The following is a 14379-nucleotide window of genomic DNA, read 5'->3' as shown; positions in this document are numbered from 1 at the left end:
CCCCTCGGACGGTCTGCCCGTTTGTCGCCGGGTCTGCGCGACGCCGGTGGGAATCCTTGACGAATAACCGTGCTGGACAGGGGCTTTACGAGTCGGGACCGTAGTCCGGGTGATGACTCGGTCCACTACACGCGGTCACGACGCGGGACCAGTGCGACGGAAGTCGACACTGTACTGCCCGGAGTGTGACCACGCGAACGCGATCGACGGCGACTGGACCCGCCGCGTTCGGGGCGAGACCGTCGAGTACGCCTGCCCGGCGTGTGGAACGGCGATCACCAGACGGCCGCGATCGAGCGAGGCTGACCACCGCAAGACGCCGACGACGGCGTGGGGACGAGCCGTCCGGCACTCGATCGGCGTCTGGCGGGCCACCGTCGATGCGAGTGTCCTGGGCGTGCGTGCGATGACGAACCTGACCGAGAGAGCCCGGTAATCTCTCAGGGTACTGACGACGTGATCGCCGGCCCGACTGTCACCGGTTCGGCCGATCGGAATCGTTCCGGACTGGTGACGATCGCGACGGACCCGACGTAGCGCCGGTCACGATCGTCGACGAGACTTTTGCGGTCGGCCGTCGCGAAGCTCATCCCATTATTGTCCAATTTCGAGCCCGGCTCTTCTCACGTCGTCAACCACGGGCCGTCTAACCACCCTTAATTATACAACAAATGCACAATTCTAATCGCTTATGGAGTATATTCGCCCACAACAGCAGAGCTTTAATAGTGGATGCCGTTGACTGCATCGAGTAGAAGATGACGGATGGGAACCTGACTTCGGCAGAAGAGAACGTGATCGAACGAATCGAGGCTGCGGACGTCGACTTCCTCAGACTCCAGTTCACAGACATTCTGGGGACGGTCAAGAACGTCTCGGTGCCGGCCCGCCAGGCCGAGAAGGCCTTCACCGAGGGGATCTACTTCGACGGCTCCTCGATCGAGGGCTTCGTGCGTATCCAGGAATCGGACATGCGTCTCGTCCCGGATCCGGAGACGTTCGCGATTCTCCCGTGGAGACGCACCGAAGACAGTGCAGCGGCCCGGATGATCTGTGACGTCTACGACACCTCGACGGGCGACCCCTTCGAGGGCGATCCGCGCTACGTGCTCAAACAGGCGCTCGAGCGTGCGGACGACCTCGGGTATACGGTCAGTGCGGCTCCCGAACCCGAGTTCTTCATGTTCGAGGAGGACGAAGACGGCCGTGCGACGACGGAAACCGCGGATCACGGCGGCTACTTCGATCTCGCCCCGAAAGACCTCGCCTCCGACGTGCGCCGGGACATCATCTACGGGCTCGAGGACATGGATTTCGAGATCGAGGCCAGCCACCACGAGGTCGCTCGCGGCCAGTACGAGATCAACTTCGAGTACGACGACGCGCTCACGACGGCGGACAACGTCGGCACCTTCCGCACCGTCGTCCGCGCCATCGCGGCCGAACACGACCTCCACGCGACGTTCATGCCCAAGCCGATTCCGAAGATCAACGGCTCGGGGATGCACACCCACCTCTCGCTGATGACTGAGGACGGCGAGAACGCGTTCCACGACGAGGGCGACGAGTTCAACCTGAGCGAGACCGCTCACTCGTTCCTCGCGGGTATCCTCGAACACGCGCCCGCGATCACCGCGGTCGCGAACCCGACGGTCAACAGCTACAAGCGCCTGGTGCCGGGCTACGAGGCACCCGTCTACGTCGCCTGGTCCGACCGGAACCGATCGGCGCTGATCCGGAAGCCGGCCGCCCGCGTCCCGGCGGCCTCCCGGATCGAACTCCGCTCGCCCGATCCGTCCTGTAACCCCTACCTCGCCATCGCCGTCATGATCCACGCCGGACTGGACGGCATCGAGAAGGACCTCGAGGCCCCCGATCCGGTCCGCGAGAACATCTACGAGTTCGACGAACAGAAACGCGAGGAGTACGGCATCGAGACGTTGCCGTCGAACCTGGGCGCGGCCGTCGACGCCCTCGAGGAAGACGAGGCCATCTACGAGGCGCTCGGCGACCACGTCGCACCCAAGTTCGTCGAGGCCAAGCGCCAGGAGTTCGAGGAGTACCTCGTCGACGTCTCCCAGTGGGAACTCGACCGCTACCTCGAGACGTTCTGAGCCGGCTGCGGTTTCTCCACTGCGGCGTCGGGATCGTCCCCTTTTCGTTCACCGATCCGTCACCCGATGACGACGTACGACTCGTCGCGTTGCTCGACGTACCCACCGCTCGACAGGGCGTTGAGCAGACTCAGAACGGAGATTTTCTTCATCGCTAGCGTGCGGCTCAGATCTTCGACAGTCGATCCACCCGTCGCCGCGAGATAGAGGTACACGAGCTTCGCCTGTGCCGAGTCGAGGTCGTCGGGCACCGGTTCGATCTGTTCCGGAGCGAGACGCTGTTGGTGTTCCTCAACTATCATTACTCGCACTACAGCACCACGTTCCGATATATAAATCTACGACTCGATTGAGTTTAGCTTACATTCATCGTATTAATATGTCGTGTGGTACCAATCGACGATCGATCCGCGACGGGGCGTACGCCATCCCACCACGAGACGCGCTCCGCGGTGCGCCGGGAAGCGAAGGACGGAGTTTTACCGTCGTCGACCCAATCGGAATCCAGGATGGACCCAGGCGATCGACCGACGCCGCCCGACGTCCTCGACGACGACCTCCGGGCGTTTCTCGAGGCGCTCGAGGACGAAGACGTCGATACGATCCGGTGCGTCGCGGAGTACGTCGACGGCCTCGCCTCGTGGGCCGAGACCCGGGCCGAGCACGACGAGGGACGAGCAACCGCTGGCACGGCCAGCACGGCCGTCGACGCTGACAGTATCGATCCTGTTGACGGCGACGGACCAACCGACGGCGACGGATCCGGTGGCGTCCCGACCTCTGAGGCGATTCCAGTCCCCGAGGACGTCCCAATTCCCGAGGACGTCCCGGACACGGCGAGCGTGTCGGTGGAGGAAATAGCCGGCACGAAATACTACTACTACCAGTGGCGCGAGGGCGACGAGATCCGATCGAAGACCGTCACACGGTGATGGTCGTTCCGGTCTCCATCCGCGTCGGTCAGTTCGACGGCGTAGTCGTCGCAGGAGACGTGGGTCGATTCCTCGATCAGGTCGTCGGCGTAGACGTCCGCGTCGAGTCCGCCGTCGATCGGTTCGATCCCGAGCCGGTACGTTTCGAGTGATACAGGCCGGACTGTTCCCGGCCCGGTGATGGCCATTCGGCTTATATACGCTTGCGATGCGCTCGCTCACGTCCAGCGACGGAGTCGGTCGATCACCCGAGTCGCTCGTACGCGTCCGGGTCCTCGCCGGGAGAGAGCGACCGCGTTTCGATCCGCCTGACGTCTTTTACCGTCCGCGGGCCTCGCGTCGCGTCCGAGACGAACCGCGATTCGTACTCCGCCGCGGCGGCGAGGGGGATCCCGTTTCTGGCGATGGCGACGAGTCCCGCGAGCGCGGCCTCGACGTCGACACAGACGCGGTAGCCGTCGGTCGATTCGACGAGTAGGTGGGTCGTCTCCGCCGGAACCGAAGCGCGCTCGAGCAGGTCGAGGACGGGAACGCCCTGCCAGCGATCGGTGTATCGATCGCCGGAGTCACAGACGATCTCGATCTCGCGACTGCGGATCGGACCGTCGGGGAGCACGGTCACGTGTTCCTCGGCGACGATCCGAATCGGCGAGGAAAGCGACTGGACGATGCGGTCGTGATCGTGATCGGTCATGGGAGGCTCGTGTTCCAGACGACGGTACACGCTCGGCCAGGGACGTCCGTGCGAGCCGTCTGTTGGTCGACGATCGAACGCGACGCCCCTAATGCGTGCCCTCGATTCCCAGTGAGTGGGGTCGTCCCCGGGACCGGACCCGTTCCGGGCCAGTCGTCAGACCGATCGGTAGGGGCCGAGCCGCGTTCCGTCGAGCAGGTAGGCCTCGCCGTCGGCCAGTCCGTCCGGGAGAAACGGCGCGAGAAACGACTGCCCGGCGACGTTGATCCACGTCCCGCCGACGAGGTCGTTGAACGCCGGCACGACTACCAGCCGTGGCGGTTCCGGGCCGTCGTCCCCGAGCCACGACAGGCCGTCGTAGGCCGATCGGTCGCGAAAGACGGTCGGCTCGATCCGACCGCGGAGCCACGCTCGTTCGACGTGACTGCCGCCGACCTCGTCTTCGAGCCGTACGCAGGGATGCTCGTGTCCCAGACAAACGACCTCGCACTCGAGGACCGACGGGGCGGGCCAGGTGTGGCCGTGACAGACGCCGACGTCGCCCAGCGCGACGCCCTCTCCCGGAACGACGGTCGCGTCCGCGAGCCAGTCCTCGATCCCGCCGTCGTGGTTCCCCTTTACCACCGTGACGTCGATCCCTGTCGAAACGTGGTCGAACAGGACCTCGAGTTCGCCGCGTTCGGCGCCGCCCGGATCGCCGATCGAGTGCATGAGATCGCCGAGGACGACGAGTCGCGATGGGACGATCCGCTCGATGAGTCCCAGCAACCGCTCGCGTCGATCGGGCGCGTGGCTGGGGACGTCGACGCCGCGCTCGTAGCGGAGACCGGCCTCGTAGCCCGCGTGGTAGTCGGCGACGAGCAGGGTTCGTTCCCCCTCGATCGTCGCCGTCGCCGCCGGTTCTCCGGGAACGGGTTCGACGTGGACCGGCGTCGATCGCCGCGAGTCGTCGGCCATCGCCGTCAGATCGGTTTCAGCGTCTCGTCGTCGGGTTCGTAACACTGGCCGCCCATCAGCGCGTCCTGGATGGCGTCCTCGACCTCGTTCTCGTCGGCACCGGTCTCGTCGGTGACCGTCTCGACGAGCGTCGTCCGATCGGCGCCGTCACCGTCGTCCAGTTCCGCCATGGTGTCGACGACGTACGCCTCGAGGTCGACGTCCTCGGCGGGTTCGTCCGCGTCCGTGGTGTCGACGTCAGAATCGTCCGCTTCGGCGGAGTCGTCCTCCTCGGCATCGTCGGCGGCTTCGGTGTCTGCCGTCGTGTCGGCGGCTTCGGCGTCGTCGGCAGTCCCGGCGTCGTCGGTGGGTTCGCGTTCGTCGTCGGCCGAGGGGACGTCGATGTCCGACTCGCCGGGGTCGTCGACGTCCGCTCCCGTCGTGAACTCGGTGCCGAACTCCTCTTCGATCTGTTCGCGTTCCGCCTCGTCCATCTCGTACATACCCTCGCCGGCGTCGCCAGCGTCGAAGTCGCCGAGTTCGCCGTCGTCGACGCCGATCGCCTCGTCGTCTCCGTCGGGTTCGCCACCGGACTCGGCGTCGACTGCGGTCGACCCCTTCGCGTCGAAGTCACCGAGGTCGTCCGATCCCGAGTCGGCGTCCGGTGCTGTCTCGGAGTCGACGTCCGTCTCTCCGTCGTCCGCCTCGATCTCGACGGTCGTTCCCGACGCGCTCGCCGTCACCGTCGCCTCGTCGTCGGCGTCGGGTTCGGACGCCGCGCTTGCGTCGGTGCTCCCGGTGCTCCCGTCCGATTCCAGCCGCGCACTCGCCGTGCCAGCGGCGGATCCGGTTCCGGGGTCGCCCGTCCCGGTCGATCCAGCCTCGCTCGCCGTCTCCGACTCGGCGGCCGGGTCGGCTGCTGCAGCACCGATCGACTCGGCCGCGTCGGCGTCGGACTCGATCGAATCGAGGGCGGCGAGATCCACGTCGGTGAGGGCGGCGAGGGCGCCGAACGACGTCTCGATGGCGGTGCTCGTTCCCTGGGGGGTGAGATCGAGAGGACTGACCTGCTCGCGGTCGCCCGCGACGACCTCGACGGCCTCGGTCGCACGGTCGCGCAGCGCGGCGAGATAGTCGGCCGTGGTTCCGTAGTGGTCCAGCGCGATCGGGAGGCCGGACGCGAGTCCGTTTTCCACCCCGCTCTGCTCGAGTGCGCGTGCCAGCGTCTCGCCGCTGGCGTCGGTCTCGGCAGCGGCGGCGTAGGTCCCGACGCGATCGAGCGTCTGTTCGGCGGCGTTGACGACCCAGCGATCGCGGGTGTCCGCGTCGACCGTCGCGATAGACTCCGGTCGGATCGAGGTGTAAACCCGGTCGGAGTCGTCCGGCTGGAACGTTCGTGCCTTGCCGGTCACGGCGACGAACGCGGGCGGATCGAGCTGTTCGAGGGTGGCCAGCGCGTCGGGCTGGTACTGCCCGGCGTAGACGACGAACGCGCCGGTCGGATCGACGACCCGGGCGCGAACCATCTCGTCGTTGACCGACGTCACCTCGGTGAGCGTCCCGACGGCGAACAGGCGGTTGAGTCGCGCGCCGGTCGGGGTTATCACGTAGTTCGGGGCACGCTCCTCGTCGCTTTCCGCGTACGACAGATCGGCGTCGTCGTACTCCGCGGCGAAGACACGATAGGCGATCTCGCGGCCCGGAATCTCGTCGTCGCCGTCGTCGCTCGCGCTCATGCGTCCACCTCCTCGAGGAAGGCCGTCGCGCGCGCGGCCGGATCGTCGTCGCTCTCCTCGAAGCGCTCGGCGTCCAGGTTCGCGCCGTACTCGTCGACCGAGAGGTGACCGCGGACGCGGTACTCGCGGCCGACGATTCGCTCGCGGATCGTGTCCGCGACCACTTCCTGGTCCATCGCCTCGCGGGCCTGCTCGAGGGCGTCTTCCAGAGTGCCGTCGTAGACCTGCTCGGTCAACTCGTCGTCCAGGACGACCGTGACGGTGCCGGTGCCGTCGTCGAGGATCGCCTTCACTCGCAGGTCGTCGATGCCGTCCACGTCGCCGTGGGTGCGACATTGTCCCTTCTGGATGACGCGGTAACACTCCGGACAGCGCTGGATCAGCCCGGATCCGTCGCGCACTGCGAGCACGTTCCCGACGAGTTCGACGTCGTAGATGCCGCCGGTCCGCACGGCCTCGCCGATCGCCATCGTCGTCGCGTCCGCGCCGACCTCGATCTCGCTATCGATCGCCGAGACGGTCGAGAACTCGGAGACGTTGATCTCGGGTACTCCACGGAACTCCTGAACGTAGGCGTTCTCGATGCGGACGGGGCCGCCCTCCTCGATCGCGGGTGCGGGATCCCAGTTCGTGAAGGGCAATCGGCCGCTCTCGTCGCCGAAGACGCCGCTCAAGATGTCCGTCTCGCCGTCTCGGCCGTCGATCGTTCGCCGTTCGCACTCGACGACGGCGACCTCGACGTTCACTGCACGGTCGCCCGTCTGGAGATCGGCGAGTTGCGCGTCGCCGCCGATCTCGCCTGCGGCGTCGATCGATTCGTCGACGAACGACAGCGACGTACTCTCGCCGAGGTTGAGTTCCGGTTCGCCGTCCCACTCGCGGACGCCGGCGTTGCCCGCGGTGATCGTATCGCCCGGCGAGAGTCCGAAGTCTTCCCACGCCGTGTAGTCGATGACGCCGGTCTCGTCGGCGAGTCGACCCTCGACGATGACGTGGTCGTCGCCCTGGTAGCGGATCGATCGTTTGCCCGCCGTGAGGACGACGCCGGTGACGGTCACGTTGCCGTCGTCGGTCGTGATCTCGCCGATATCCGTGGCGGACGGCGTGCCGCCACCGCCGCCGCCCCCGTCGCCGTACTTTCGGCGCAGGCTCTGTTTGGCCTCGTTCACCGGGACGCTGTACTCCACCAGGTTCTGCAGGTCTGCTTTGACCTCCTCTTTGTCGACACCGAGGTCGGAGGCGAGATCCTCGGCATGATCTTCGAGTTCCATCACCGGCAATTCGTGCGGGGGCTTAAAAAGCGTTCCCGCGGCGGAGTGGAAGTGAAGCGCCAGTTCCGGCAGCAGGTTCTTTTCGTCCCTGGTCGAACTGGTCGTATGGACCGCATCGGCGCTGCGCTCGGTGGACTCGCCTTCGTTGCGTTGATCTTCGGTGGCCTCGTGGTCGTTCGAATCCTCACGCGGGCGCTGTACGCGGCTGTCTGGTTCGCCGAGACCGTCGCGACGTTCGCGTTCGCACTGCTGATCGGCTATATAGTCTATCGGATCCTGCGCGGATCGAGCGACGACCCGCGTCGAACTGGCTAACGCGTGTCGTCGGTTCGTCGACTCGACGGGTGTCGGCGATCGGTTCCACTCCCTCCATTCACGGCTCGAGGAACGGGCCTGGCGGGACGCGACGGTCACAGGGCGAGACGATACCTCCGGTCGGGCCGCGAATCGACGCGAACGTAGTCGCCTGCCCGCAGTTCGGACATTCTGGCGATTCGTTCCCGTCGACAGTGGAACGGACTCCCGTGGGGACCGTCTGACGCGGACTTTTAGTTCGGATGGCGCGAACGTCCGGTAATGGATAACGAACGCCTCCGCAGCCAGGCCAAGCGACTGATCGTGTGGCTCGTCGCTGTCGGGATTTTCGTCTTCGTGGGCGTGGTGGTGTACTTCGGGACGCCGTTTCACGGGACGGCGGCCAGTATCGCGGGGGTTCAGGAGAACCCCGATGTGACGGTCACACAGCGGGGCGAAACCTACGTCCTCGAACCGTCGACGGGTGATTCGGCGGCCGGGGACGATTCGACGGTCGGCCTCGTCTTCTATCCGGGCGGGCGCGTCCACCCGGACGCCTACCTCGCCTCACTCGCGCCGCTCGCCAGTGACGCCGACGTGACCGTCGTCGTCCCGAAACTGCCGCTAAACCTCGCCGTCCTCGACCAGGGTGCAGCCTCGAGGTACGTCTCCGAGTCGTCGATCGAGGCCTGGTACGTCGGCGGCCACTCGCTGGGCGGCGCGATGGCCTGTCGGTATGCGGAGTCCAACCCGGCGAGCGTCGACGGCGTCGTCCTCTTCGCGTCGTACTGCGACAGGGACATCTCGGGAACCGAAATCGACGTCCTGAGCGTGACCGGGAGTGCGGATACGGTCCTCGATCGCGACGCCTTCGATTCGAACCGTGCGAACCTCCCACCGGACGCGACGGTTCGGGAACTCCCGCTGAATCACTCACAGTTCGGGGCCTATCGGGGCCAACCTGGCGACGAACCGAGCGGTCTCGACTACGACACCGCCCACGAGCGACTGGCCGACGTGACCGTCCCGTGGTTCGTTCGCGAGGCTAACTCGGCTACCCCGTCGGATCGATCCTCGAGTGTATCGTGTGCGGCGGAGTACTGCCGGATCGGTCCCTGAGTTCGATCGCGTCTCGAACGGTCCGATTGCGATCGTCATATCAGACGCGGCGTCGGCCTCGGTGTCTTCTTTACGCCCGCTCACACAGTGTGGGTATGCACGTCGTCGTCAACGCCGCCACGAGCGCGGACGGCAAACTCTCCTCGCGCCGCCGCGAACAGATCGCGATCAGCGGCGATGAGGACTTCGACCGCGTCGATCGACTTCGGGCCGAGGGCGACGCCGTCGTCGTCGGCGTCGGCACCGTCCTCGCGGACGATCCACACCTGACCGTGAAAGACGAGGCCCTCCGTGCGGAGCGCCGGGCGGACGGCCGATCGGCCAACCCGGCCCGCGTCGCCGTCGATTCGAAGGCCCGAACGCCGCCCGACGCAGAGATCCTCGACGACGCGGCGACGACCTACGTCTGCGTGAGCGAGGCCGCACCCGTCGACCGGCGCGTGGAACTCGCCGATCACGCGGAACTGGTGACCGCGGGGGAGAATCGCGTCGACTTGTTGCGCGCGTTTGCCGCGTTGGAGGACCAGGGACTCGATCGGATCATGGTCGAGGGCGGCGGCGAACTCATTTTTTCGCTGTTCGAGGCCGGCCTCGTCGACGAACTCCGGGTGTTCGTCGGGCCGACGATCATCGGCGGGCGCGACGCGCCGACGCTGGTCGACGGCGAAGGGTTCGTCGAGGACTTCCCGACGCTCGAACTCGCGGCGGTCGAGCGACTCGACGATGGAGTGTTGTTGACGTGGCGGACGGGAGAGTAGCGCCGGCGAGAAACCGACTCAGGCCCGTTCGAGTTTCGCGTCGAACTTCTCGCGGACCTTCTCGACTTTCGGCGCGGCGTGCATCCGGCAGTAGGCGTCCTGCGGGTTCTTCTCGAAGTAGTCCTGGTGTTTGTCCTCGGCCCGGTAGAACGTCTCCAACGGTTCCAGTTCGGTGACGACGTCGTCGTCGTACTCCTCGTCGAGTGCGTCGATGTACGCCTCGGCCTGCTCGCGTTGCTCGTCGGACTCGTAGAGCACGATCGATCGGTACTGCGTGCCGACGTCCGGTCCCTGCCGGTTGCGCTGTGTCGGATCGTGGACCGCGAAGAACACCTCGAGGAGGTCGTCGTATCCGATCTCGTCGGGATCGAAGGTCACGCGGACGACCTCGGCGTGACCGGTCGTCCCGGAACAGACTTCCCGGTAGGACGGGTTCTCGGTGTGGCCCCCGGCGTATCCGGAGGTGACGGACTCGACGCCCTCGAGTTCCTTGAACGCCGCTTCGACACACCAGAAACAGCCGCCGCCGAACGTCGCGCTGTCGGTCATACGCTCCGGTTGGCACCCGAATCGTATGTATTTGACGCGAATCGGTCTCCGTACCGGAACGGTTCTCTCTTTGTCGACCTGCGTCCACCTGTTACCGGGAAAACACCGCTGTGTCGCAGGGAAGGATATCGACGAACGTCATTTAGTCGGGACAATCGATTGACCAGTAAACGACCCGTCCTCGTCTCAGGAGCGATCGATGCGCCCGGACGGCGCGGGGAACGCGTCGAAACCGACGTGTTGCTCCTCGAATGCAAGCGACGACGGGCGGACGGGGCGCTCAGAACTCCTGCGTTACGTTCGACCAGAGACCCAGGGAGTGGTGGGTCGACCGATCGATGTCGACGCGAAACTCCAGTTCGTCGTCCAGACCGACCGAGATGCGATCGAAATCGACGACGTACCGCGACTTGTGGTGGCGTCCGCGTCGAACTCCGGTGGTCTCGGTAGCGAGCCGCGCCTCGGTCAGGCGATCGAGTTTGCGATAGGTCGACGAGAGGGGGAGATCCGCTGCCTCGGCGATCTCCGGCACCGTCATCGGTTCGTCGAGCACGGAGATAATCGTCCGACAGTCCTCGTCGTCCAGGACGGTGATGACGTCCCGGAACGGAGGTGCATCGTCGGTCGAAGAGAACTCGAGTGGCATCGAACGCGAACACGTTAGGGCTGAAGCCTAAAGACACGTTTGGTTGTAGTGGGGGCGTCCATCGCCGCTCGGACGACGGTGGTCGATGTCCTATCTACAAATACGTCGGGGCCGACGGCTCCCGTATGAGCGAGGATCAGCCTCCGGAGTCGACGATCGGCGACACGCCCGGCGAGGGTCGATCGCCCGAGGCGGAACCGATCGAACCGGCCGCACCCGACGAGTTCGGCCTCGTTCAGGTGTGGTGGGGCGACGGCAAGGGGAAGACGACGGCGACGCTCGGGCTGGGGATGCGGGCCGCCGGCCACGGTTACCGCGTGCACGTGCTCCAGTTCATGAAAGGCGGCGCGTCGAGCGTCGACGCAGTGCGCGGCGAGTACAACGCGATCGCGGCCCTGCCGGGGATCAGTTACGAGAACGTCGGCCACTACGGCTGGCACGGGATGGCCGACGGGACCGACGAGGCGGCTCACGAGGCGGAGGCCCAGGCCGGCCTCGAGCGCGCCCAGGAGTTGCTCGAGGCGGCCCGGGCGGCGGACCTCGACGAGCCGATCCCGCTCGACGCCGATCCGGACGCGGGAATGCACATGCTCGTGCTCGACGAGGTGCTGTACGCCGCCGATCGGGGGCTCGTCAGCGAGGCCGACGTGCTCGACCTGATCGACGCGAAACCCGACGGGCTGGAACTCGTCCTCTCGGGCAGTCACACCGACCCCGACTACCTCTCGGAGGCCGCGGACCTGATCACGAACGTCCGCAAGGAGAAACACCCGATCGACGAGGGCCAGCGGGCGCGCCGCGGGACGGAGTTCTGAGGGGCTGCCGATCGATCGATCTCGAAAATCTACGGCTCGCTCCGAAGCGGTCGGGTTTTTCGTGCTGTTCGCGCTCCCCCATACCGTTCGAACCGATCGATTCGGACGGGACGACGAAACTGTCAGGAGTCTCTGTGAGTGACCGACGCCGATCACCGCGTACGACGAAGACGACTCTCGGATGCCGATCGAGGTGTGCGGCACCGAAGTCGGGCGTCGAATCTCTCGGGAACTCCGTGCGAGAAACGGATCGGCCGCCAGCACAGTTATTACAGATCGATCGAAAGTCGCGACCACTGATGGGTGTCGTCAACGTGACGGGGCTGCGGAAGTCCTACGGTTCCGTGAACGCGCTGAACGGACTGTCGTTCGCGATCGACCGGGGCGAACTGTTCGGTTTTCTCGGCCCGAACGGGGCCGGAAAGACCTCGACGATCCGGATCCTGACCGGACAGATCGAACCGGATGCGGGAGCGGTTCGGGTGCTCGATACCGATCCGACGGCGGAGCCGATCGAGACGCGCCGCCGGGTCGGCATCTTGCCCGAACAGGGGTCGCCGCCGAGTTTCCTCACGCCACGGGAGTACCTCGCGTTCGTCGGCGAGATCCGCGATCTCGAACCGGATCGGGTGGCCCAACGGACGGACCTGTGGGCGGAACGACTCGGCTTCCGGAACAAACTCGACACGCTCAACACCGACCTCTCCCGGGGCCAACAGCAGAAGGTGATGATCGCACAGGCGTTCGTCCACGAACCCGACGTCGTCTTCATCGACGAACCGCTCGCGAACCTCGATCCGCTCGTCCAGGAACAGGTCAAGGAGTTCCTCGTCGCCTACGCGGCCGAAGATAACGCGGTCTTCGTCTCGACGCACGACATCGACGTCGCCGAGGAGATCTGTACGCGCGTCGGGATCGTCGCAGACGGCCAACTCGTCGCCGGACGATCGCTCGAGGGGGACGCCGACCCGTCGTTGCTGGCACTGTTCCTGGATCGCGTCACCGACGAAGCGGCTCGCGATCTCCCCGCGGGTCCGGCAGTATGAGTCGATCGACAGCCTCGTGGCGGTCCAGCTGGACGCTGTTTCGCGTCCTCGCCCGCGAGGAGTGGCGACTCCACACCCGGCTGTTCGGCGGCTGGCGGTTCGTGCTCTTTCCGGTCGTGATCGCGCTCCTGGCCGGACTCGGCGGAGTCGCGCTCCTCGCGAACGGAACTACCACGACGACGGTCGTGGCCGGCCTGCACGTCCTCGCGCTCGGATTCGGACTCTACAGCGGGACGGCCGGCTTCGTCGGCTCGGACATGCTCGAGAACGTCTTCGGGGATCTCTCGCTCGTCCTCTCGTCGTCGACGACGCTCCCGATCGGTCGGCAGCACCTACTCGGGCTCTTCCTGCTGAAAGACGCACTCTTCTACGGGGTGGTCTTCGTCCTCCCGACGGCGATCGGTGCCGGGCCGCTGCTCGGGCTGACCGCGGCGACGCCGAGTACCGTCCTGGCGCTGTGGCTGTCCCTCTCGATCGTCTTCGCCGCGGGAATGGCCGTCACCGTCGCGCTGATCGCCTGCCGGACCCGTGGCGTTCCCGCGTGGGCGATCGTGGCCGCGATCGGCGTCGCGGCCCTCGCGGCGTGGGCCACGGGCCAGTCCAGTGCCGTCGCAACCGCGCTCGTGCCGCTCGGATCGCCGGCGGTCGCCGGTGCGCTCGCGGTCGCGACGCTCGTCGTCGCGACGTCCGCGCTCGCGGTCTACGATCCGACGTACGGCCGCCCCGCTCGCACCGCCAGCGACCGGTTCGCCCGGACGAGCGACGTGGTACCGTTCACGGGCGATCCGCTGGTCAGGAAGACGCTGCTCGATCTGGCCCGATCGTCCGGCGGCGTCTGGAAGCCGATCGTCTCCGCGGGGATCCTGCTCGCGCTCGTCGCGGCGCTGGTCGGCGTCGTCGATTCGATCACCGGCATCGAACCCGCGCCGGGGATCTTCTTCGGCGGCGTCCTCGGCCTGTCCGCGTTCACGACGTACAACTGGCTCACGCAGTTCGACTCGATCGAGTCCTACCTCGCGTATCCTGTCTCGATCCGGGGCGTGTTCCGGGCCAAACGCGTCGCGTTCGTCCTCGTCGGGGGACCGACGGTCGTCGGTCCGTACCTCGCGGCCGTCAGCTGGTTCGACGCGACGGCCCTCGACGCGATCGTCGGGGCGATTCTGCTCGCCGGCTACGCGCTGTACTACTACGGGCTCACGGTCTTTCTCGCCGGCTTCGATCCGAACGAGTTCCTGTTCGACGCCGTCCGGTTCTCGCTGTTTACCGTCGGCGTCGCCGTCCCCCTCGTCCCGACGCTCGTGGTTGGGTTCGTCGTCGTCCCGCCGACACTCGCGATCGGGGCCGCGCTCGCGGTCTCGGGGGTCGGATTCGGGACGATCGGCTGGGTGCTCTCGAGTCGCGCGGGGCCGCGCTGGGAGCGGCGGTATCGACGGGAGTGACGACCAGTCGTCGGAGACCGCCGACCCCGC

General features: G+C 66.4%; 17 protein-coding genes. 9 read left to right on the top strand and 8 right to left on the bottom strand.

The features are described 5' to 3' along the window. Nucleotides 1-112: 112 nt before the first annotated feature. Nucleotides 113-436 (top strand): DUF8106 domain-containing protein, encoded by a 324-nt coding sequence (locus MUG98_RS13335; RefSeq protein WP_265107939.1) that lies wholly within the window; start codon nucleotides 113-115, stop codon nucleotides 434-436. Between the two features lie 322 nt (nucleotides 437-758). Then, nucleotides 759-2114 (top strand): type I glutamate--ammonia ligase, encoded by a 1356-nt coding sequence (gene glnA, locus MUG98_RS13330; RefSeq protein WP_265107938.1) that lies wholly within the window; start codon nucleotides 759-761, stop codon nucleotides 2112-2114. 59 nt (nucleotides 2115-2173) lie between these two features. On the opposite strand, the gene MUG98_RS13325 is transcribed toward glnA, so the two are convergent. Continuing rightward, nucleotides 2174-2416 (bottom strand): helix-turn-helix domain-containing protein, encoded by a 243-nt coding sequence (locus tag MUG98_RS13325; RefSeq protein WP_265107937.1) that lies wholly within the window; start codon nucleotides 2414-2416, stop codon nucleotides 2174-2176. Between the two features lie 207 nt (nucleotides 2417-2623). On the opposite strand from MUG98_RS13325, the gene MUG98_RS13320 reads away from it, so the two are divergent. Continuing rightward, nucleotides 2624-3046 carry a hypothetical protein gene (locus tag MUG98_RS13320; protein ID WP_265107936.1) on the top strand — a complete coding sequence of 141 codons (423 nt, stop codon included), beginning with the start codon at nucleotides 2624-2626 and terminating at the stop codon, nucleotides 3044-3046. On the opposite strand, the gene MUG98_RS13315 is transcribed toward MUG98_RS13320, so the two are convergent. The 5 genes from MUG98_RS13315 to MUG98_RS13295 all read right to left on the bottom strand — a co-directional run bounded on the left by MUG98_RS13315 (nucleotide 2995) and on the right by MUG98_RS13295 (nucleotide 7683). Beyond that, nucleotides 2995-3234: a hypothetical protein gene (locus MUG98_RS13315; protein WP_265107935.1), complete on the bottom strand. Its 240-nt coding sequence runs from the start codon at nucleotides 3232-3234 to the stop codon at nucleotides 2995-2997. The genes MUG98_RS13320 and MUG98_RS13315 overlap by 52 nt on opposite strands. Before the next feature lie 56 nt (nucleotides 3235-3290). Continuing rightward, nucleotides 3291-3740, bottom strand: coding sequence for a molybdopterin-dependent oxidoreductase (locus tag MUG98_RS13310; RefSeq protein WP_265107934.1), 450 nt, complete (start codon nucleotides 3738-3740; stop codon nucleotides 3291-3293). Between the two features lie 156 nt (nucleotides 3741-3896). Continuing rightward, nucleotides 3897-4697: a metallophosphoesterase gene (locus MUG98_RS13305; protein ID WP_265107933.1), complete on the bottom strand. Its 801-nt coding sequence runs from the start codon at nucleotides 4695-4697 to the stop codon at nucleotides 3897-3899. Nucleotides 4698-4702: 5 nt separating this feature from the next. Next, the gene (locus MUG98_RS13300) at nucleotides 4703-6412 is read right to left on the bottom strand and encodes a hypothetical protein (RefSeq protein WP_265107932.1); all 1710 of its coding nucleotides are present in this window, start codon (nucleotides 6410-6412) and stop codon (nucleotides 4703-4705) included. Beyond that, complete coding sequence (locus MUG98_RS13295) at nucleotides 6409-7683, bottom strand: Single-stranded DNA binding protein (protein ID WP_425601051.1); 1275 nt, start codon at nucleotides 7681-7683, stop codon at nucleotides 6409-6411. Before MUG98_RS13295 ends, MUG98_RS13300 begins: the two co-directional genes overlap by 4 nt. 105 nt (nucleotides 7684-7788) lie before the next feature. Here MUG98_RS13295 and MUG98_RS13290 point away from each other — a divergent pair, with 105 nt between their 5' ends. The 3 genes from MUG98_RS13290 (at nucleotide 7789) to MUG98_RS13280 (ending at nucleotide 9854) form a co-directional block, all read left to right on the top strand. Then, nucleotides 7789-7998 carry a hypothetical protein gene (locus tag MUG98_RS13290; protein WP_265107931.1) on the top strand — a complete coding sequence of 70 codons (210 nt, stop codon included), beginning with the start codon at nucleotides 7789-7791 and terminating at the stop codon, nucleotides 7996-7998. A 261-nt stretch (nucleotides 7999-8259) separates the two neighbouring features. Continuing rightward, entirely contained in the window at nucleotides 8260-9096 is an 837-nt protein-coding gene (locus MUG98_RS13285; RefSeq protein WP_265107930.1) for an alpha/beta fold hydrolase, read from the top strand. A 95-nt stretch (nucleotides 9097-9191) separates the two neighbouring features. After that, on the top strand, nucleotides 9192-9854 hold the full coding sequence (locus tag MUG98_RS13280; RefSeq protein ID WP_265107929.1) for a 2,5-diamino-6-(ribosylamino)-4(3H)-pyrimidinone 5'-phosphate reductase: 663 nt from the start codon (nucleotides 9192-9194) through the stop codon (nucleotides 9852-9854). 18 nt (nucleotides 9855-9872) lie between these two features. Here MUG98_RS13280 and msrA read toward each other — a convergent pair whose 3' ends face one another. After that, nucleotides 9873-10403 (bottom strand): peptide-methionine (S)-S-oxide reductase MsrA, encoded by a 531-nt coding sequence (msrA, locus tag MUG98_RS13275; protein ID WP_265107928.1) that lies wholly within the window; start codon nucleotides 10401-10403, stop codon nucleotides 9873-9875. Nucleotides 10404-10683: 280 nt separating this feature from the next. Continuing rightward, entirely contained in the window at nucleotides 10684-11049 is a 366-nt protein-coding gene (locus MUG98_RS13270) for a winged helix-turn-helix domain-containing protein (protein ID WP_265107927.1), read from the bottom strand. A gap of 125 nt (nucleotides 11050-11174) precedes the next feature. Between MUG98_RS13270 and MUG98_RS13265 the strand changes: the two genes are divergently transcribed. The 3 genes from MUG98_RS13265 (at nucleotide 11175) to MUG98_RS13255 (ending at nucleotide 14349) form a co-directional block, all read left to right on the top strand. Next, nucleotides 11175-11864, top strand: coding sequence for a cob(I)yrinic acid a,c-diamide adenosyltransferase (locus MUG98_RS13265; protein ID WP_265107926.1), 690 nt, complete (start codon nucleotides 11175-11177; stop codon nucleotides 11862-11864). A 299-nt stretch (nucleotides 11865-12163) separates the two neighbouring features. Further along, nucleotides 12164-12910, top strand: coding sequence for an ABC transporter ATP-binding protein (locus tag MUG98_RS13260; protein WP_265107925.1), 747 nt, complete (start codon nucleotides 12164-12166; stop codon nucleotides 12908-12910). Beyond that, complete coding sequence (locus MUG98_RS13255; protein ID WP_265107924.1) at nucleotides 12907-14349, top strand: hypothetical protein; 1443 nt, start codon at nucleotides 12907-12909, stop codon at nucleotides 14347-14349. The genes MUG98_RS13260 and MUG98_RS13255 overlap by 4 nt, the downstream gene beginning before the upstream one ends. The last annotated feature ends 30 nt before the right edge of the window (nucleotides 14350-14379 follow it).

Source organism: Halosolutus halophilus, from assembly GCF_022869805.1.
In the GTDB taxonomy this organism is placed as follows: domain Archaea; phylum Halobacteriota; class Halobacteria; order Halobacteriales; family Natrialbaceae; genus Halosolutus; species Halosolutus halophilus.
Note: the sequence above shows the minus strand (reverse complement) of the source record. Positions and strands in the feature narration are given on the sequence as shown.